This is a genomic window from Paucihalobacter ruber (genome assembly GCF_006494535.1).
GTDB lineage: Bacteria > Bacteroidota > Bacteroidia > Flavobacteriales > Flavobacteriaceae > Paucihalobacter > Paucihalobacter ruber.
Genome location: NZ_VHIQ01000001.1, coordinates 63475 through 83913, shown reverse-complemented (window position 1 = coordinate 83913; position 20439 = coordinate 63475). Strand labels below are relative to the sequence as shown.

The window sequence follows — 20439 nt, the reverse complement described above, 5'->3', positions numbered from 1 at the left end:
GTGAAATTCGTTGGAATTCAGAAACAAATCCGCAGAAACAATCAGAAATCTATTCTGCTTCTTATTGCCTTTCCGTTATTAATTTTAGCGGCGGTATTTGCCGTAGTTTATTTTCTGAGTTATGACGAATATAGTAATCCAAATCCGGATAAAGCAATAGATATCTTTTTGGGTGCCGTTCCTTTTGTAACAGCTGTTGTTTTGGTTTGGTTTCTAATTGCCTATTTTGCTCATGGGAAAATGATAGCCCTCGCCACTGGCGCTAAAACATTAGAGCGAAAATCGAACATGAGGGTTTACAATTTGGTTGAAAACCTTTGTATGAGTGTGGGCATGAAAATGCCCAAAGTGCAAATTATTGATAGCATGGCACTCAATGCCTATGCCAGCGGACTTAAAGAAAAAGATTATACCGTAACCCTTACCCGCGGCATTATTGAAACCCTTGATGACGATGAGCTTGAAGGCGTTATTGCCCATGAGTTGATGCACATTCGCAATAAAGATGTGCGTTTGCTGGTGGTAAGTATCATCTTTGTGGGCATTTTTGCCTTTGTGGTGCAAATCGCTTTTAGGAGTTTTTTGTACGGTGGTATGGGTGGACGTAACAATCGTGACTCGGGTAAACTAATGATTTTGATTTTAGTAATTTCTGCCGTTGCCTATTTATTTTCCCTGTTATTTAAGTTTGCATTAAGCCGAAAAAGAGAATACATGGCCGATAGTGGTGCCGCAGAAATGACCCGTAAACCATGGGCCTTGGCTTCTGCTTTAAAAAAGATAGCACCTAACCACCACGTAGAAACCAAAAGCGAAGAGGTACAACAACTCTTCATCGAAAACACACCAAAAGATACGTCTGCCAATTTATTTGGCAATATTGGCGGACTGTTCACTACGCATCCACCTATTAAAAAGCGCATTCAGTTTTTAGAACAGTTTTAAGAGGCCTTTACAAAAAGGTTGCGCAATTTAAAAACCATTACTTTCAATTTAATTAGTCTTTAAAAACAATAGCCCTAATTAAAAGTCGTTTATTTTAAAGAAACATAAGAACTGTTGAAATTTTTTAAAAGCAAATTGGTAAAACGCTTGCTGTATCTATTTGCAGCGTCAGCTACTTTGCTCTTTCTTTTCTACTTAAGTGTATTAATGGGGCTTTGGGGACCAATACCCACAAAACAAGAACTTTCAGAAATTAGACAAAGCGAAGCCACAGAAGTTATCTCAGCCGATGGTGAACTGCTTGGAAAATATTATCGTTTCGACAGGCAGTCTGTTGCCTATGAGGACTTTCCGGACCATCTCATTCATGCTCTTATCGCTACCGAAGATTCTCGATTTTACGACCACAACGGTATAGATGGTCAAAGTTTGATGCGGGTGTTTTTTAAAACTATTTTACTTCAGGATGCTGCTTCCGGTGGCGGAAGTACCATTTCACAACAGTTGGCTAAAAACCTTTATGGAAGAAGAGATCTTGGTAAAACAGGCATGGTGGTTACTAAATTTAGAGAGGCAATCATTGCGCGTCGTATAGAAAAGATTTATTCAAAAGAAGATATTCTCACCTTATACCTAAACACCGTTCCGTTCAGCGACAACACTTATGGCATTGAGAGTGCTTCTCATAAGTTTTTCAATTCTAGTACCTCAAATTTGAGTATTGAACAAGCAGCAACCTTGGTGGGCACACTAAAGGCTTCAAATTATTTCAATCCCAGGTTGCATCCGGAGCGCAGCTTAGGCAGAAGAAATGTTGTTATTAACCAAATGATGCGGTACAAATACCTCGATCCTGATATTGCTGAAGACGCCAATCAAACGCCACTTCAGTTAAACCTTCAATATTATGATCACGATCGTGGACTAGCCACTCATTTTAGGGAAGAATTACGCAGAGAACTTACTAAAATTCTAGACACTTTAAAAAACGAGAAAGGAAAACCTTATAACCTTTATAATGATGGTTTAAAGATTTATACCACCATCGATTATCAAATGCAGTCCTATGCCGAAACAGCAATGAAAGCTCATATCAGCAAGTTGCAGCAAGCCTTTGAAGACTCTTGGGGTAATCAGGCGCCATGGCTTGTAAACACAACTTTAGTTAAAAATGAAATAAAAAAATTGCCAATTTACATACAAATGCTTGATAAGGGTTTTAAGGAAGAAGCTATATATGATTCATTACGTTTTAAAAGAGATATGAAACTGTTTGACTGGGATTCTATTCAAACAGTAAAGGCAAGTTCAATTGACAGCCTTGTCCACTATATGAAACTGCTCAACACCGGTATGCTGTCGTTAGACCCTCAAACAGGTGCCATTAAAACATGGATTGGAGGTATTGATTACGGTGCCAACCAATTTGATCATGTATCGCAAAGCAGGCGTCAGGTTGGATCAACCTTTAAACCCATTGTTTATACAGCTGCACTTGAAAACGGTTTTGATGCCTGTTCTCACTTTTCAATGGAAGCAGTAACCTATCCAGGAGATTATACGCCTGAAAATGCTTCAAAACCTGAAAATGACGACCCCTATTTAAATTATTCCATGAAATATGCGCTTAGTAATTCTGTTAATACTATTGCAGTAAAAGTGCTCATGGAAACCGGTATTGAAAAGGTTATTGAACAAGCCGAAAAAATGGGCATCAGCGCAACGCTACCCGAAGTTTCCTCTTTGGCTTTGGGAACGGCAGAGCTTTCGGTAATAGAATTGGCTAAAGCATTCACCCCATATACCAATAACGGCTATGTGAGCGCACCATTTTTTATTACCAGGATTGAAACTAAAGACGGTAAAGTAATTGCCAAGTTCTCACCCGATATTACCAAAGAATTATCATTTTCTAACGATACCCGACATTTAATGATAGACATGATGCAGGCAACGGTCAACAAAGGCACTGCTTCGAGAATAAGATCTACTTATAAGTTGAACAACGATATTGCAGGAAAAACCGGAACTACCCAAGACAACCGAGACGCCTGGTTTGTTGCCGTTACTCCTAAACTCACTACAGTGGTTTGGGTGGGAAATGATTTGAATATTCCATTTAGAAATACCGGCTTAGGACAAGGAGCCAATGCCGCTTTGCCCATGTTTGCCACATTTTATAGCAGTCTCAATTCAGATTCAAAATACAATAAAATTACCCGTGCAAAATTTGAAACAGTACCATCACATCTCATAGCACAAACCCAGTGTGAAGAAACCGTAAGAGACAATTTTTTAAAAAGATTATTTACCAACCCTAATAAACCTAATAACTATAAAGACAAGAAAAAAAGAAAAGGATTCTTTTCAATATTTAAAAGCAAGGACAAGGATTGATTTATTGTGTTTCAGGATAAGCCTAATGGCGTATCATTAAAAATCTTAAATATTTTACTTAATTCATTGCCTAATAAAATGGCACAGAGGCTTTTAAAACGTCGATAACTTTAGGACCTGTTAAGTTAACTACCAGCCACCGCCGCCACCGCCACCGCCGCCGCCACCGGAGGAACCACCACCACCGCTACCCGATGAACTTCCGGGAGGTGTAGATGCTGAGGAAATGGCAGTGGAAAAACTTTTCCCCATATCACTACTAAATCGCGCAGGAGAGAATGCCATGCCGGCTGCCGCGCCGGTGTACCACGATGGACTGTAACTTTTAGTTTCTTGTAAGGATTTGCTAAGTGCATTCTCAAATTTCTTTCCCCATTGGTTTTCAACGCCCAGCGCTATGGCATAAGGTAATAAGGCTTCAAATCGTTCGGGTGTAATTTCGGGAGCATGTAGTGCGTCTAGTTGCTTTTGCTCTGCCACATTGATGTACATTTTAAAACCTTCAATCTCATCCATTACAGCTCTTCCCTTAATAGTAGGCGCTTTGATGAGATAGGTGAAAATGGCCAGGACAATAATTAAAACAACCGCAAACAAAATAGGAATTACCGGCGAAGGCGATAATATAAACGCAAATACCACCATAATGACTGATGCAATGATACCTTTGGTGAGATGGTTGTAATTGAAGCTAAAATACGTAGGTTTCAATTTCTTCTTGATGGCATTGTAAGCATCGGTTCTTGCCTTGGTAAAGGTGGCGTGGTTCTTATTGTCGAGAGTAATCGTAGCTTCTTTAGAAAATAAGGCATTGGCTATGGCTATTTCTTCTTCGGTTAATGCACCGGTATCTGTTGAAACTCTTTCAAGACTGTATTTCTTTTTAATGTAGCTGATTTTGATATGCTGTTTTATCGCCAAGCTTACAATAGAAGCCGTTACCATTCGCTGCGCCATATTCAATACATGAAGTACTGCAATATCTCCGGGACTAAAGCCTGCGGGCGGATCAAATAAAGGAATGATAGTGCCTTTTGGCGGATCAACACCTACTTTTTTCCAAGCCTTGTAATAAATTGACGTCACAAAAAACAATCCTAGTAGCACAAACAAAACGTGGAAATTGCTTTTAAAAAAAGACCACCATTTTTCAATGGTACCAGGTTCTTTTATTAAGCCTTTAGGCCAGGCTACTGCAAAGGTGAGTTGCTCTTGAGGCATTAATACACGGTTGGTTGTAATTGTTAAACGATTGTTATTTGAGACCATATCGCAATCGCAGCTCTTTGTACCTGCAACACCTGAGAAAGCGTCCATTTGCAATATGGTTGCACCGTTAGGTAATTCAACAGAAACACTGGCTTCCTCAATAGGAAACATCCAATCGCCGCCTATGGCGTTAAAATACAATTCGTCGTAATTCTTAAAAAATCCTATTTGCTTGTTAGTTTTATACACTAAGGTGTAGGCATATTCACCAGCCGACAATAATCTATTTTTATCGCCAATATAAACAATAACGCCGTTACCTTTTGTTTCAGTGAAAAAGGGTTCCGGGTTACCATTTTTAAGCACTTCAATCACTTGAAATTCCACATTAAACCGCGTGCCTAATTTGTCTTTGTACTTTGTGGGAAAAGTTCGGTATATCCCGCCTTTGATGTCATTTCCTTCAGCAATAACAGTAATATCCTCTTGCACCAGCAAATCGCCGGATGCTTCAACGGTAATTTGGGTGTGATAAGAAAGAATTCGCTCTTGAGCTAAACTTTTACTTAGGCAAAAAACGATCACCAAAAGAGATAGTACTTTTTTCATGTGTTTATATTTATTGTTTTTAAATGGTCAAACCTGCCTTGCCGGCAGGCAGGTGGAACATCCAAATCATGATTTATATGTGTGTTTTAGGTTGATTATGGATGTTTCATCTCTAAGATTTTAAAAGTTAACATTTGGAACCACACGCTCAGTTTCATTTTTAATATCAAAAAAGTCTTTAGTGGTATGATTGGCTGCTTTGGCTACCAACATCGATGGGAATTGTTCAATAAGGATATTGTAATTTCGTACACTGCCATTGTAATATCTTCTGGCACGCTGTAAATCGTTTTCAACAACCGAAAGTTCCTTCTGTAACTCGAGGAAATTTTGGTTGGCTTTTAATTCGGGATAATTCTCTACTACTGCAAACAAATTTCCCAAGGCTTTAGAAAGGCCTACCTCGGCAGCCTCTTGCTCTTTTACATTATCTGCCTTAATACCTTGGTTACGCAGTTTTGTAATGCTTTCAAATAGGTTTTTTTCGTGAGTAGCATAACCTTGCACCACTTGTACAATATTGGGAATTAAATCGTGACGTTTTTGTAGCTGCACATCAATACCGCTCCAGGCCTCATTGACCATAGTACGGAGCTTGATAAGGGTGTTGTAGATATAAATAAAGTAAACAATGGTGAGGATGACTAAAGCAATAATAATAACGCTCATAACTAGATTTATGAAAAATGAATTATAAAGGTATTGTTTTTTAACTACCTATCTGTATTTTTTGGATTGGTATTTAATTCATAGCAATGTAATGCTGTTGGCCACTAGCCTTTAACATACAGCCGGTAGCTGCTTTTTACTGCAAATTTTGATATCTATTGAGAGGGAATCTAATTGGTTAGCGGTTGGTTAAAATAAAGCACAACGTTTTACAGCTACCCGAAGGTGGTGATTTCGAAGTCCGCCTCAGGCATATCAACCAAGCACAAACTTTGATACCTGCCTGCCCTGTCTGCCGGCAGGCTGGCGGCAAGGCAGGGAAGCACAATCCCAATAGCCATCGGGATGATTTAATCTCTGAACCCCCACTTCCTGCCTGTCGGCAGACAGGTTGGGTAGGTGCTGTTATGTGCCGTTATTTTTGTCTTAACCATTGAATTATGTCTTTTATTTTCTTGTCAACTAATACATCTGGTTTAATTCCGTTGGGGTCAACAGGGTTGTCGGGAAGTCTTGTTGTCCTTGTGGTAGGAACAGAAGCATACCAATAACCAGATGGTGTCAAAATGAAGTTTAAGTTTGAGTAGTCCAATGCTCCACCACTATTAGTATGTCCGTAAATTGTTGTCTTTTTACTTTGTTTTGCAAGCAATAGAAATTGTTCTGTTGAACTTTTGCAGTCACGGTCAATAATGATGCTTACTTTTTTTGGAAATTCTGATACTGAATTAATAATCAAGGTATCAACTTTGTTCTCAGATAGAGACACGAAGGTATTGGGATTTTCTTTTGCGTTCGTTACAATCTTTTGAATATGTAATTTGCTTTCTTTAGGAATTTCGGGATTATTTAAAAATTCGTCAAACATTTTAACGATATTTTCAGATGTCCAAAGTTGTGCTGTATGAACTAGAATTGGATTAGTATATAAGTAAGGAATAATTGTTTCAAAAGTTGCGTCACCGCCGCCTTCATTGCCACGCAAGTCCAAAATAAAATGTTCCGTCTTGTCGAGTTTGGCTTTATTACTGGATACAAGACTATCAAGAAGGCTTTTGTATGATAGGTCGCAAGTTTTTATTTGGATCAAAACTGTTTTATTGTCGAGGAAATTTAATGTGGGGTCTAATGAACCTTGCGAAGGTTTTGATTTTCCTTTTCCATACAAAGGATTTTCTTTGGTTTGTCCGTAAACTACGTGTCCGTTATTAATATAAGCGATGAGTTTGCCAATTATTTTATCACAACCTTTAATGTCCTTTATAGATTTTGCTTGTTTAGCTAATTTGTCAATAGTTTGCAAGTAGTCAGGATATTGTTTTGAAAAGTCCTGAATACCTGAATAGTCCTTGATGTAACTTGTCGCTAAAAATTCGAAGTCTTTTCCGCAGTCGCAAGTTTGAGTTTGAGCATTTGTCAAACTGCTAATGAATAAAATTGTCAATAAAACAGTCGTTCTAATTGTCATTCTCGTATCGGTTTATAATCGCACACAACGTGTTTGGCTATGAAAAGTAGCGTGTAAATACTCGCAAGCCTTTCCGTTTAATTACTGATTTTAAAAATACACAAAAACTTTGAATTAAGCACTTTGCAGCTATTTTTTATAGCCGGTGTTGCCAACTGGTTTTTATCTATTCCTTTATATTCTTCTATTATTCTAATGTATCTTATTAAAATCCTATTCTCTCTTCTGCGTGTTGCTCGTCACGTTCTATTTTGCCGTTCTGCTATTCAGCCAAAAGATGATGACTTACTTAAATTTCGCTGGAATCCCGAAACTCGGGCGAGCATTAATGTCCGACACATTTTTTAGTTCCGCTTTTTAGTCCGCGTAGATAGTCAGTTTTTCTAATTCCTATTTGTTCTAAACCAGCCGAAATTTTCTTGTTTTAATTCACTTTCAGGAGTTGCGTCAAACTTGTTGGCAACGTGTTATATCATTATCTTTAATGCTGTTATCCGGGTAAATGAGATGTTATGAGTTACAGCTTCTCAAATATAATAAAACTTTAAATAAGCTAACATTCAATTGTTTAAAAAGAGAAAGTTGATGGTTAATAATTTGTTATTGTTGTTAGATCTATAAAGTGTTTGAAGGTGAAGGTTTCAATGTGCTACTAATTTTGAAGGCTTTGCAAAACAAAGGAAAAGTTTCAAAACACATGTTTTATTTACTACTTACTAAAAACACCATATATCCTACGTACATTAAAATCATGACAACCCCTTGCCATCTTTCTACTGTATGTTTTTTTCCTATAAACATGATAGCAAATAGCAGTAAACTTGATAAGATTGTCATTACGATGTCCCAATTGGAGTCAACCTGAAATGGCAACGGACGAATAATCGAACTCAGACCTAAAATCCAAAATATATTAAAGATGTTCGAGCCCACCACGTTGCCAATGGCAATGTCTGTTTGTTTTTTGTATGCAGCAATGGCCGAGGTAGCCAATTCGGGTAATGAGGTACCTATGGCAACTACCGTAAGTCCAATAAGGCTTTGGCTAATATCAAATAATTCGGCAATCTTTACGGCACCGTCAACAATCCATTTGCCACCCAAAGACAACCCAACCAATCCTAGGATTATAAATACAGAGGATTTTAAATAACCAAACTCTTTTATTTCAGTCTCCTCGGTATCAGCACTTATTTTGCTGATTCCAAAGGTGTAGTATAGAAATATGATAAAAAATGCAATTAAAACAATACCATCTATTCTTGTTAAACCGGAAAACAAGGTTTTGTCAATGAGCATATCGTTGGCCATAACGCCTAAAATGATTGCCCCCAACAAACATAGCGGAATCTCTTTCCACACGGTGTTTTCTTTTGTAACAAGCGGATAAATAATGGAGGATATTCCTAAAATCAATAAGATATTGGCAATATTACTTCCCAAAATATTACCAATGGCAATTTCAGTATTGCCACTGGCACTGGCAAAAATATTAACAATGAGTTCCGGTGCAGAAGTACCAAAAGCAACTATTGTTAACCCTATAACAATACTGGAGATTTTTAACTTTTTAGCAATAGAAGCGGCACCATCTACAAGCAGATCGGCGCCTTTAATAAGTACAACAAAACCAATAACAAAAAGAATATAGGTTATCATAATTTCTTAATATATGTTTTAAAAAGATATGGCATTAGCCAAGTTAGGTAATTATTTTGTGTCAAAAGACCGGGTCTGTTAATAATGTTACTTTAGGCCGCTTTAGGAGGCACTATTGGTTTTAATGTGTTTTGGTTAATCAAGGATTCCCACTTTTGAGCACGCTTTAATTCCAAATCTTCTGTAAATTCTTCGTTCGAATCATAAAAATTGAGAATTAATGGTGCTTGGTTTGCCTGCATTATCAATTCTAAATCCAAGCCCCGAAGTTTAGAAACACTTTTATTGTCCTTTACAAGGGTTTGAGCTGTTGCAAGGATTTGACAACTTTTTATTTGTTTGAGTTCAATATTAAATAGCTTGTGTTCCTGATTATTTAATTTTATAAATATGAGAACGTTTTTTGGTTGGCAGAATCCAATAAAATTATTGTTCCATTGTTCTTTAATCTCAAAAGAAAGATTGAGATCTTTTATAATTTTTATAAATTGTTTTTCCTTTTTTTTGATGGATGTTTGTCCTGACATTATAAACCAAACATAGGGCAATAAACAAAAGAGTGTAGTGACTATTATTATCACCATCATTGAAATTTTCATTGTGATATTTTTTTAATTAATAGATTGAAATAGTGATAGTAAACCTTAGCCCCTAGCTAGAGGGAAAAGATTTAAACAATAAAATCAATTAATTTTTTATGTAAAACAATGAAAAGGAAATATGAGTTTACTCGTTGTTAATTGTAATGGAATAGTGTTACTAATATTGAAGTATAACAGCCGATGGTTGAAGATGCCGGCATTATACGGCAGTGCCCTGTTTTTTAAAGGAGCAACCGGTGTTTTTAATGTTTTAAATGGCCAATTTGCCTGATGTAAATTGAAATCAACTTCAACAATTAAGGCTTGATACTTTTTGTGTATTGGTGAGATAACAGTATCTAACTGCGTCTCATGATTTGAAAGAGTCGTATTAAATTCTTGATAATGGCCTGTAGACAGCCATAATAACAAACCACTTATAAAACACTTAAAGACAAGCATTTTTTTACCAATTATAAATCAAAGGTAATACTACAATGTGTTAAGAAATACTTAAATCTAATTTTTTAAATTTTCTCGGTAAGTTGCATTATTTCAAACTAATTGCCTTCAATTTTCTTAATACTTTTTGTATATGCTGGAACTAAATACAGGTTAAATTATTTAAGTATACTCTGTAATGACCAGTGGGGTTTAATTGTATTGCGCAGTTGGGAGACTTCTCAGAGCTGGACAAAATCATCTGTTATTTTGAAGAAGGAGCCGGTATTTGTATTTTCACTTCCTCTGAAAACTTAGCCCATTCCATCAACAACTCTTCATACTTTTCTTTTTGAGTGTTCTTGAGATCAATTTGCTCACCTATATCATTCGAAAGATTGTAAAGAGCGAAATTCTCAAGCTCAAATGGCCTTTTGAAATTGGTTATTTTCCAATTTCCTTTTCGGAGCATGGCATTTCCGTAATGTTCTAATGCAAAAACATAGTCTGGAGCATGAATAACATCGGTTTTACCCGATATATATGGTAACAGCGATCTACCCCTAAGCGGATAAATTTCTTTGTCTTGATATTTTTCAGGATAGGTTGCTCCGGAGATATCATAAAAAGTAGGGGCCAAGTCTAACAAACTCAAGAATCCGGTGTGAATGTTATTTTTTCTGGTAACCTTAGCGCCACTAATAATCATGGTTGTGTTAATGCCGCCTTCGGTTGCGTAATCTTTGAAATATCTGAATGGTGCTGATCCGGCTTCAGCCCATTGGGGCCCATATGAAATATAAGAGTTTTCTTTTCCCATATTCTCATAATCATCATTGTAATATTCCCTCAATGAGCTATAGTTTTCTGCATTAATAAAATCTCTATGAGCAGCACCGTTATCTGATATAAAAACGAACAATGTGTTTTCAAATTCTCCAATTTCTTTGAGATATGTAATGAGTCTTCCAATATTATCATCTAAATTATCCACCATGCCGGCATATAGCTCCATTTTTCTGGCTTCTTTCATCTTTTCTACTTCAGAGAGTGAATCCCATGGTTTAATTTGCTCATGCAGTTGAGGGAGAATTGCATTTTGTGGAATAATGCCTGCTTTTTTTAGGCTATTTAATCTTCTCTCCCTTAGTTTTTCATAACCATCGTTATAGAGGCCACTATACTTTTTCCAATATTTTTCATCAACTTGCAAAGGCCAGTGTGGTGATGTATAAGCTGCAAAAGCAAAAAATGGTTGATCATCTGCTTTATAGCGGCCTATATATTCAATAAGTTTATCGGTATAATAATTGGTTGAATAATTACCGTCTTTCCACCTTGTTGGTTCACCGTCTTCAGTGTAGCTGGAAATTCCGTTATTCAAGGCACTTTGATTGGTGTAATGATTACCGGCGCCCTCGAGTAGTACAAAAGAGTGTTCAAATCCTTTTCGATGAGGATTATCATTAGGTTCTATTCCTAAATGCCATTTCCCGGCCATATAGGTGTGGTAACCTGCATCTCTTAGCAATTGCGGGATGGTAACTATACGGTCTGTTAATTTCCCTTCATAACCAAAAACTTCGGTCACGAGCCCTTGACCTCCCATTCCTGCAATATGGTTATCGTTTCCTGAAAGTAACATCGCACGTGTAGGAGCGCACATGGGTGCTGTATGAAAACTACTAAATCTAATACCGTTAGAGGCAAGGGCATCTATGTTTGGAGTTTCAATTTCTCCACCATAACACCCAATATCACCAAACCCCAAATCGTCTGCAACTATCAATACAATATTTGGTCTTTGGTCGATTTCATTTTTTTCTTTGCTTTGAGCACATGACAGTGAAACCGAGATAAATATTAGAACAATACAAACATGCGAAAAGTGACGAAATATACTTTGTAAAATAATATGATAATGACCTTTCTTTTCTGAATTAAGCTTGCCAAGTTGATACATGATACATCTGTTTTTTATTTGTTTTCTCCGAATGTAGTGATCTAAAACAATTCATTCCGATTAATTTTTGTATTAATATTTTCTTTCCATATTCTAAATATCCAACACATTGATTTCATCATTTAAATCATTACTGATTGTTTAAATAGTTTTGAATTTCGTTTCTTAATTCTTGATTGGTTTCGATAAGCTGATTCAATTTTAGAACAATACTAGGGCCAGCCAGTTCGCTTCTTCTAAACATGCCTTCTAACGACTTTAATCCGTTGGCATCATTTAGAATGAATTCGGGAATGTCTTCCGTGAAACTGGAAGCGTCTTTGGTCTCTGTTATCGTGGTAATCAAATCGCGGTTTTCTACCAGGTATCCATTTCTCCACAAATCTATTTCAATGGCTTCACTAAAATTGTTTAATCGGTTTTCTTCAAAGGTCATCAATTCTAACTCATTGATGTATTTTTGCTCCAACTTATTAATTTTTGCCTCTTTAGCACTTGAGTAATATTTAATAATTGAGCTCTCATTTCGCTCAATCGTAGATACAAATCTGCGCTCAACAGAGATTAAGACCGTTCCATTAATAACGTCGAATACATTGGCGTTTTTTAGTCCGGTATCCAGAAGCGCTTTACTTGTTTTTTCTGCCTTTATTCTATAGTTGCGCATATCAATAAGTCGCTCTTGATCATCTTTTAAGTTTTCAAGTTTTTGGGTGAGATAATTGTTGATCTCTATTTTTAATTTTCGCTCCTCATTCCAATTATTAATTTGTAGTGCAATTAAAATTCCAATAACGACTAGGACGATTTCGCCTATGGCGTATTTTAGGTACTTACTTGTTTTGCCTGCTTGTCCGGTAGGTAGGTTTTCCATAAGAAGGGATTTACGAATGTGACGGAAGAATTTTATCATATTTATTGCCCGTGCAGACGGGTAACTCTATTTCCCGAGAAAGCGGGAATCTTATTGGTTAGTAGTGTTGTGAATGCCTGCGCTAGGCAGACTTTAATTATTTTTTAATTCAATACTAATATTTTCAATGAGTTCAATAATACTGTTTTCAACTTTTTTTGCTCGGCTTTTTATAATTTCGTTTTCAAATGAAATTGCGGTAATGATCTTTAAGAAACTTTTATCTTCTTTCAATTTTAAATAGTCTTCAGTATTAGTTTCAAAAAATAAACCATGTTGGTACATGCTATTTTGCTCATTAAAATACATAGAAAAGTAATTTAAAAGAATTGGTTCACTGTGCATAGAATGGAATCTTGATCGTTCTTCCTCGTAAGTTTTATAATAGGGATAAAGCATATCGTATTGGAAAGAAATAGCATTTCTAAGACTATCATTGCTCACTAATCCTATTCCTTGAGATTGAAGTAACTTAAAACCACTGGTAATTGGATTAAAATGGGGTGTAAGGCGAAGCAATGCGCAATTTCTGTTAAACGAATCAGTAGGTTTATCATTCAATTTGATGAAATCTTTGATATTCGTAACTCCTTTGGTAAGATCTTCCATTAGTTCAATATCCGATCTAATCTCAAGTATGTCATTTTGTAAGTTGATTTGAATTTCTTTCAAAATTTTAATCTCAAGTTTATTAGCTTTACGTTGGTCGTTCTCATTATTAACCTGAAGTGCAATCAAAATACCAATCACCACTAGGATGATTTCGCCGATTGCGTAGGCCAGATATTTTCGGACTTTATTCTGTTCAATCAGTTTTTTTCGGAGGTTGCGGAAGAATTTTAACATATATATCAGTTAAGCTTTTCTAGTTCTTTATCAATAAGAAAAAGTAATCTATTTAATAAGTGCTCTGTACTTTGCAAGGGTACGGTGAGCTTATAATAATGTAAATTGGGCAGAGTCTTTAAAAAATAGTTAAACTCCTTGTCCGATTTTAGATTTTCAAAGTCAAGTGGCGTCATAACAGTTGCTGCAGGACTATTTTCAGCATTGCCCCAAGCCATATCAAAATGCTTATTAAAAATATTAAGTATGGCATGATCTATATAATCGTGGTATCTAAAACCAGCAAAATTTATGGATTTATTATTATTACCATAAGCCAATGCTAAGGAATCCCTTAAATTGTTATTAGATATTAAATCCAAACCTTTTGCTTCTAAAGATTTGAATACGCTTTCACTCAAATCCCAAAAGTGGAAATTAGTTGATATCCCAAAATGATATTTTAGCGTATCATTATAGGGTAGATTTTGCTCCATATGCTCTAATAGAACCTGCATTGATTGCAGTGCGTTTTGATTAACTTTTTGACTCGATAAATTCCTTTCTAAATCCCTATTTAGGCTTTCTTTAAAAGCAATTAAGAATTCTTTTTCTAAATTTCTGTCTTTTCTATTTTCATTCCAATTGTTAATGCTTAATGCAATAAGAATTCCTATTACAACAAGAATAATTTCGCCTATGGCGTATTTAAAGTACCTGCCTGTTTTGCCTGCCTGTCCGGTAGGCAGGTTTTCCAAAAATAAGTTTTGACGAATGTGACGGAAGAATTTTATCATATTTATTGCCCGTGTAAACGGGTAACTTTTACTGCCCGTGAATCCCGATCCCGATAGCTATCGGGACTATCTGGAGTGAATCTTGTTGGTTGGTTATATAGTTTCTATTCCTTAACTTCAGCGTAGCTGTGATTGCGTAAAACGCTTCTTATCAATACTTTTAAAACGCTTTACAATTTGTACTAAATTAATGGGAGAGATGTTGATATCAAATATAACCAATTCCCTTAAAAAATTTAATAATCTAAGGCCTAAAAAAATAAGTTGATGGTGCCGGGTTTGAAAAGATTCGAACAACACAGTATCATACCTATAAGAACTTTGCTTTGGTGAACCACTACCTTGCTCTTATAAGTTGTCTGATTTTGGAGTTTATTTTTTAATCATTGGTTCTTGATGTATAGGTGTGAAGGACTTTACCGTCATTGTTGTGCCAACGGTTGCTACAACACAAAAGTTTAGATCTAAACAGTTCTTTCACCTTGTTTTGAATTTGGAAACTCAATCAATTTTTACTGCGCTACCCAACCGCCGTCAACGGCCAAGGCTTGCCCTGTTATAAACGAAGCGTCATCAGAGCACAAAAAAGCCACCGTGTTGGCTATCTCTTCCGGAAGTCCAACTCTGCCAATAGGCTTTGACGCTATTAATTGTGCTGTAGCGTCTAAACTTCCACCGGTAAATCGATCGATCATCGGGGTTTGAATGACACCCGGACAAACTGCATTGACCCTTATGTGTTGTTTAGCATAATCAAGTGCCACATTTTTTGTTAATCCAACCAGTGCGTGTTTTGACGCTACATAGGCGGGAATACCGTTAAATCCCACTAAGCCGGCTATGGACGCGTTGTTAACAATCGATCCTCCGCCTGTTTTGAGCATTTCGGGAATTTGGTATTTCATACAATAATAAGCACCGGTTAAGTTAATGCCAATCACTTTTTCCCAGTTGTCATTACTAGATTCGTGAATGACGCCTTGTTCTCCTTCAATACCGGCATTGTTGAACGCATAATCCAGTCGGCCAAAATGTTTAACAGTTTCAGAAACTATTCTTTTCACATCTTCTTCATTCGAAACATCAGCTTTTACAAAGATAGCCTTGGCGCCTAATGCTTTGATGGTATCTAATGTATCGATATCATCTGCCCAATCTGATAATACTACCGATGCTCCTTTCTTAGCGAAACAAATGGCGGTTGATTTTCCTATCCCGTAACTACTCCCGGTTACTATGGCGACTTTTCCCTTAAATATTGGTTCCATGGATATTAAGTTTGAAGTTGTTTTGTAATATTAGCCTACTAAATACATTTTACTAATTAAAGTAATTTCTTATCCAGGCTTTTACCTGGTTATCCGTCATACTATCAGCAGGTGCTACCTCACTTATTTTTTTATATAAGGTTGGGTTGGATTCTGATATCTCTGAATAAAGTTTTTCACCCATCTCTGCAGGTCCAAAAATCACGATGCTATCAGAATCGTCTATAACATCTGTAATACTTTTAAAGAACCTTTTTTCTTGTTGCTTTTCTCGTTCATTGTATCTGCTGTCTTGAACAACATCCTGAGGCCCGCCTTTAAGTCTTGTACCGCTGCCTCCTTTTGGTCGAAATTCTTCGATGGATGAATTGATGGTTTGAAAATTTTCTGTATCCTCAACAAGAGTCAACATTTTTGCGGTCCGTTTATCAATCCATATTCCTGTTACTTTTTTCATAATAATAGTATTTAATTATTGTCAATACGCCTGTTGAAGGCTTTATGTCATTTCTGTAAGCAGGGTGTAGCGGTTGTGCTATAAAGTTAATAAAAAATCACGAGATTTTGACCATGAACTTCAGGTTTAATGAGGTATCTATTCTATAATCGCCGCGTTATTGATGATTATCAAAGTCAGCATCTGTTTGATTGATTAATTGCAACTGGTTCAAATAAATTTCTTGAATTAGGTGCTTAATTCTACCGCGAATATTGGACGATTTGCAGAGTGGGGAAGAGACATGGCAGGACGTTGCAGCAAGCTATGCCTTTATACTTGCAGTTGATAAAATGCCGTCATTAGGTCCAAGAACGGCTGGTCTTAACCAATTGCTTTTGTGTATGTAGTGATTATCTAAATAATCGTTGGTTGCTACTGTTGGTTCTAACATATCATCTATTTGCTGAAATCACGTATAACTTCCTTTATTACCTTCATCTTTGATGGGGTTGTTGTTTTGTAGTTATAATTATTGCCTATTTGGCTTTATGAGTGCTGCATTTTGGGCATTCTGTTATGATGCCTTCCTTTAATTTGATTTCCTCTAAATTGTGTTTCATAAAGTCTTGAATGATCATATAACTGTCTTTATGATTATTGATGCTAATTTGCCTGTCTTTTAACAGGGTTCTAATTTTTCCATCATATTCTTGAAATCCCCAGCAAATTGAGCAAGTTCCTTTTGGGGAAGCATGTTTTTTCTGTTGCTTTTCACTTTTAAAATAGTGTATAATGTTATCAATAATATCCATGGTTTAATGGTTAGGATGGGTATCTAATTTTTTCACAATAGCCGAGGAAGTATTTTCGGCATACAGCCCGTAAGCATTGACTAGAATTCCTTTAAAATTCAATTTTTTTGAAGAAATGGCATAAACAATCATTTGATCACCGGGGTCGCTGTTGCCTTCAAATCTATAAAAATGATCTATTTCAAAATCATTGGGCGAAAGTGCTGTTCCGGTAAGATTGCAAATAATGCACTCTGCATCGGTAAGCATTGAAAAATCTATGGTATACCCCAGTTTTTTAAGTTCGGCCATAGCTTCGGTAACTGTATCGTAATTTGTATGTGTCATCAGTATAGTTTTATATTAAGACTTGTATTACTTAATCAAAGTCATTAAGGATAAAAAAGGGAAGATGTCTATGCCTCCCATGCAGGTTAATTTACTTTTTAACTGAAGCTAGTTCGTTACAAACTTCTGCACAGGTGTTACAGGCGTCTGCGCATGCTTTGCAGCTTTCGTGATGCGCTGCATGTTTAGCACATTCTTCGGCACATGCCGTACATATTTTAGCACATAAGGCGTGTAATTCGTGCGCGTATACCGAAGCTCTTGCATCAAATCTTGCATGTAATGCGCAGATATCGGCACAATCCCGACATAAAATAATGCATGCTTGATTGTTGTCTTTTATACAATCTGTAATGCACAATTCACATGTTATCACACATGCCAAACAGGCATCGATACGTCTTTTTAAATTATTCATGTGGCTTTAGATTTATTATTGCGAATTTGTTTTCGCAACATTGTAAAATACAAACCTTACAGCGGTTTTATGTTACACATTTTAGTAAATGCTTTACATAAATTTCACTTTGTAATTTATGGAAGCTAAAGGGTGCTGATGGTTATAGTTAGTTTAAAGCAGTGCAGCGGCGACTATTTATGAACACTACAGGCTTCAAACATAACTGATGCAGAGAGATGTTATCAAGAATTTTGGTTGATCACATCGGCAAATTGATGTTAATAACAGTGCTGAACCAATGTTTTGTGAGTTATGAGTAACAGTGAACTATATGAACAATTAAAATTTTAATTAGTTATGCTAATGATCTTTACGTCTTGATTGCCGTTTTTGAAGAATTCCGCATAGGAAAAACTTATAACTGCTTACAAAACAAACAGCTGTTGTTGATTACTTAGCTCTTAAAATTGTTACTAATATTTTTTTAAAACCTTATTTCTAGCAGTTAAAGTGTGGCGAATTTACCCGGGGTCTTTATAATTTTAGATTTTCTTTATATCATCCTTCAAAACTATTGTAATAGTTGTAGAACAATGACATTGAGAGCGTTGTAACAAAAGCTAATTTAGTTATTATTCAGCAAAAAGGAAGAATAATGAAAAAATGGAATTGATTAATCTCTAAGCGCATTTTTGGCCCTAGATGTCATGAAGTAATTAACCAACAACCAAACCGGAATGGTAAGAAATGTAATTTGACTGCCAATGGTCCAACCTAGAATTGCAAAAAGTGTGGAGGTTAACCCAATTGTCAATTGAAAAAGGGCATCTCTTTTGTCCGATAGTAAAGCAATGAACTCTAAATGGGATAACTTCAGTTTTGTTCTATTAAGCCATATGTGGCGATATAGCAAAAAAAAGATGAGCCAAACCAATGCATAACCCACACTAAAAAACATAATTAAATTTGGAAGGTCGGACTCGGTAATAACAACAAGTGAATTATTTGAAATCGATTCAAAATAGTTGATCTTAAAGATAGAAGAAACAATAAGGGTAAATAAAAATTTTAATGGGAAGACATAAAAAAGGATGATAATTAATAGGCATAGGTTGAGAAACCTTACCGTAACATTGTCTAAACCATAATTTCTGAAAAAGTTATTTTGAAGCCACCAAATAAAAAAAATCATCGACACAGTGGCCAGAAAGGGTAAAAACTGTTTGATGATTAATTCCAGCTCTGTGTAGGTTTTTGGTACCTCGAGGCTCATTATTAACAAGGTAACTGAAATCGCAAAAACTGCATCGCTCAAGGCTTCAATTCTAAATACAGTTTTTCCTCTATACAAGCTTTTAAACGGCATTTTTTTATTTTTTTATTTGACTTTTTGCTGCTGTAATAAGTTATAATTCTGACACTTTATAAGGTTGGTTGTTCATGGGTCTTAAGAATAAGTCGGTCATTTACTTTTTAGAAAATGATTAGATAAATGGTCTTTCAAATATAACGAAATCTGGGGGTAATCTTAACAATTCGGTACTCGAAAAATAGCTGTCTTTTTCGCTTCCCGGTCCTTGTCTGTCTGAATTTTTATGAAGGTCAATAATCAGTTCTAATTCGGTCATTTGTTTTTTATAAGACAGACGCTCTTGTAGTCATAATTTTTTTTATTTGGCGAATTGATTATACCATGGCATCTTGATTGTACTGTTTTATGGTCGTCTTTACCAAGGCAGATTGAGGGCTTTGATTTCGGTTTGATATAAATTCTCGAGCTTTTCTTTAAGGTCTTTTGAAATGGAAATGTTGGCACTACGAACATTACTCGTTAGTTGTTCGATGTTAACATTACCCGGAATTACCGTAGAAACGGCATCATAGGCCAAACAAAAGGCAATGGCTGTTTGCGCTAAGTTTTTATCGGCACCAACCAGATGCTTTACCTTTTCAACCAGTGTTGCTCTGGTTTGAATAGCTTCTTTAGACCAGCGACTTCTAATGTCGTTAAAGGTAGTCTGTGCATTGTATTTACCCGATAACCAACCGGAATCGAGTGGAATTTTTACAATGATACCTACTTCTTTGGCTTTGGCCATGTCAAACGCCCGTGCCGCATCCTGGTGTAAGATATTGAAGAAAGCCTCAATAACTTCTGCATTGGTCGTGTCCATGAGCAGTTTCATATCGTCGTAGGTATCTATGGATGCGCCGTAGGCTTTAATTTTACCTTCTTCAATTAATCTTTCCAGTACTTCATAATGGTCGTTTTTATGGCCGTCTAAATATTCTGAAGGTGGGTTGTGAATAATAAGTGAGTCAACATAATCTACCTGCAGTCTTTTTAGACTGCCTTCAAGCGACTCTCTAATGTAATCTGAACTAAAATTTAAAGTACCTGTATGGGTATGCCCAAATTTTGTATTGATCACAATTTGGCTTCTGTCTTTACCTTTAAGGGCTTTGCCCAAGCGTTCTTCGCCCGAACCGTGACCATAATTAGGTGCGGTATCAAAAAAATTAATACCGAAGTCAAAAGCCTTTTCAACAAGTTGTATGGCTTCACTTTCAGACATGCTTTTCCAGCCGGAGTTTTGACCTAGCTGCCAGGCGCCAAGTCCGATTTCTGAAACTAATATGGAGTTTTTGGTGTATTTGTTGTATTTCATTTTTATAAAATATAACGTTTTTAATTGGAGGTGCCTATTAGAATTGTT

General features: G+C 36.2%; 20 protein-coding genes and 1 pseudogene. 3 read left to right on the top strand and 18 right to left on the bottom strand.

Annotated elements, in window-relative coordinates; genetic code table 11:
• On the top strand, nucleotides 1–945 hold the full coding sequence (locus FJ651_RS00390; RefSeq protein ID WP_140988422.1) for a M48 family metallopeptidase: 945 nt from the start codon (nucleotides 1–3) through the stop codon (nucleotides 943–945).
• Nucleotides 946–1092: 147 nt separating this feature from the next.
• On the top strand, nucleotides 1093–3342 hold the full coding sequence (locus tag FJ651_RS00385; RefSeq protein WP_246085273.1) for a transglycosylase domain-containing protein: 2250 nt from the start codon (nucleotides 1093–1095) through the stop codon (nucleotides 3340–3342).
• A gap of 129 nt (nucleotides 3343–3471) precedes the next feature.
• Here FJ651_RS00385 and FJ651_RS00380 read toward each other — a convergent pair whose 3' ends face one another.
• The 5 genes from FJ651_RS00380 to FJ651_RS00360 form a co-directional block, all read right to left on the bottom strand.
• Nucleotides 3472–5160: a DUF2207 domain-containing protein gene (locus tag FJ651_RS00380; protein ID WP_140988421.1), complete on the bottom strand. Its 1689-nt coding sequence runs from the start codon at nucleotides 5158–5160 to the stop codon at nucleotides 3472–3474.
• A gap of 120 nt (nucleotides 5161–5280) precedes the next feature.
• Nucleotides 5281–5829, bottom strand: a complete 549-nt coding sequence (locus FJ651_RS00375; protein ID WP_140988420.1) for a LemA family protein — start codon at nucleotides 5827–5829, stop codon at nucleotides 5281–5283.
• 415 nt (nucleotides 5830–6244) lie between these two features.
• A complete protein-coding gene (locus tag FJ651_RS00370; RefSeq protein WP_140988419.1) occupies nucleotides 6245–7297 on the bottom strand; it encodes a S41 family peptidase in 1053 nt (350 codons plus the stop codon).
• A gap of 702 nt (nucleotides 7298–7999) precedes the next feature.
• Nucleotides 8000–8956 carry a calcium/sodium antiporter gene (locus FJ651_RS00365; protein WP_140988418.1) on the bottom strand — a complete coding sequence of 319 codons (957 nt, stop codon included), beginning with the start codon at nucleotides 8954–8956 and terminating at the stop codon, nucleotides 8000–8002.
• A gap of 92 nt (nucleotides 8957–9048) precedes the next feature.
• The gene (locus FJ651_RS00360; RefSeq protein ID WP_140988417.1) at nucleotides 9049–9555 is read right to left on the bottom strand and encodes a hypothetical protein; all 507 of its coding nucleotides are present in this window, start codon (nucleotides 9553–9555) and stop codon (nucleotides 9049–9051) included.
• A gap of 121 nt (nucleotides 9556–9676) precedes the next feature.
• Between FJ651_RS00360 and FJ651_RS15650 the strand changes: the two genes are divergently transcribed.
• Nucleotides 9677–9829 (top strand): hypothetical protein, encoded by a 153-nt coding sequence (locus FJ651_RS15650; RefSeq protein ID WP_216746050.1) that lies wholly within the window; start codon nucleotides 9677–9679, stop codon nucleotides 9827–9829.
• 414 nt (nucleotides 9830–10243) lie between these two features.
• On the opposite strand, the gene FJ651_RS00355 is transcribed toward FJ651_RS15650, so the two are convergent.
• The 13 genes and pseudogenes from FJ651_RS00355 to FJ651_RS00300 all read right to left on the bottom strand — a co-directional run bounded on the left by FJ651_RS00355 (nucleotide 10244) and on the right by FJ651_RS00300 (nucleotide 20391).
• A complete protein-coding gene (locus FJ651_RS00355) occupies nucleotides 10244–11941 on the bottom strand; it encodes an arylsulfatase (protein ID WP_140988416.1) in 1698 nt (565 codons plus the stop codon).
• Between the two features lie 130 nt (nucleotides 11942–12071).
• Entirely contained in the window at nucleotides 12072–12815 is a 744-nt protein-coding gene (locus tag FJ651_RS00350) for a DUF6090 family protein (protein WP_140988415.1), read from the bottom strand.
• Nucleotides 12816–12947: 132 nt separating this feature from the next.
• Nucleotides 12948–13700, bottom strand: coding sequence for a DUF6090 family protein (locus FJ651_RS00345; RefSeq protein ID WP_140988414.1), 753 nt, complete (start codon nucleotides 13698–13700; stop codon nucleotides 12948–12950).
• Between the two features lie 5 nt (nucleotides 13701–13705).
• On the bottom strand, nucleotides 13706–14476 hold the full coding sequence (locus FJ651_RS00340) for a DUF6090 family protein (RefSeq protein ID WP_140988413.1): 771 nt from the start codon (nucleotides 14474–14476) through the stop codon (nucleotides 13706–13708).
• Between the two features lie 512 nt (nucleotides 14477–14988).
• Nucleotides 14989–15744: an SDR family oxidoreductase gene (locus FJ651_RS00335; protein ID WP_140988412.1), complete on the bottom strand. Its 756-nt coding sequence runs from the start codon at nucleotides 15742–15744 to the stop codon at nucleotides 14989–14991.
• Between the two features lie 52 nt (nucleotides 15745–15796).
• Nucleotides 15797–16156, bottom strand: a complete 360-nt coding sequence (locus FJ651_RS00330; RefSeq protein WP_246085272.1) for a hypothetical protein — start codon at nucleotides 16154–16156, stop codon at nucleotides 15797–15799.
• Nucleotides 16157–16514: 358 nt separating this feature from the next.
• Nucleotides 16515–16634: pseudogene (locus tag FJ651_RS00325) on the bottom strand (VIT1/CCC1 transporter family protein); the annotation flags it as partial.
• Between the two features lie 85 nt (nucleotides 16635–16719).
• The gene (locus FJ651_RS00320) at nucleotides 16720–16995 is read right to left on the bottom strand and encodes a hypothetical protein (RefSeq protein WP_140988410.1); all 276 of its coding nucleotides are present in this window, start codon (nucleotides 16993–16995) and stop codon (nucleotides 16720–16722) included.
• 3 nt (nucleotides 16996–16998) lie between these two features.
• The gene (locus tag FJ651_RS00315; protein ID WP_140988409.1) at nucleotides 16999–17322 is read right to left on the bottom strand and encodes a phosphoribosylpyrophosphate synthetase; all 324 of its coding nucleotides are present in this window, start codon (nucleotides 17320–17322) and stop codon (nucleotides 16999–17001) included.
• A gap of 91 nt (nucleotides 17323–17413) precedes the next feature.
• Nucleotides 17414–17740 carry a four-helix bundle copper-binding protein gene (locus tag FJ651_RS00310; protein WP_140988408.1) on the bottom strand — a complete coding sequence of 109 codons (327 nt, stop codon included), beginning with the start codon at nucleotides 17738–17740 and terminating at the stop codon, nucleotides 17414–17416.
• A gap of 655 nt (nucleotides 17741–18395) precedes the next feature.
• Entirely contained in the window at nucleotides 18396–19088 is a 693-nt protein-coding gene (locus tag FJ651_RS00305; protein ID WP_140988407.1) for a TMEM175 family protein, read from the bottom strand.
• A gap of 118 nt (nucleotides 19089–19206) precedes the next feature.
• The gene (locus FJ651_RS15645; RefSeq protein WP_216746049.1) at nucleotides 19207–19350 is read right to left on the bottom strand and encodes a hypothetical protein; all 144 of its coding nucleotides are present in this window, start codon (nucleotides 19348–19350) and stop codon (nucleotides 19207–19209) included.
• A 99-nt stretch (nucleotides 19351–19449) separates the two neighbouring features.
• The gene (locus FJ651_RS00300) at nucleotides 19450–20391 is read right to left on the bottom strand and encodes an aldo/keto reductase (protein WP_140988406.1); all 942 of its coding nucleotides are present in this window, start codon (nucleotides 20389–20391) and stop codon (nucleotides 19450–19452) included.
• Nucleotides 20392–20439 lie beyond the last annotated feature (48 nt).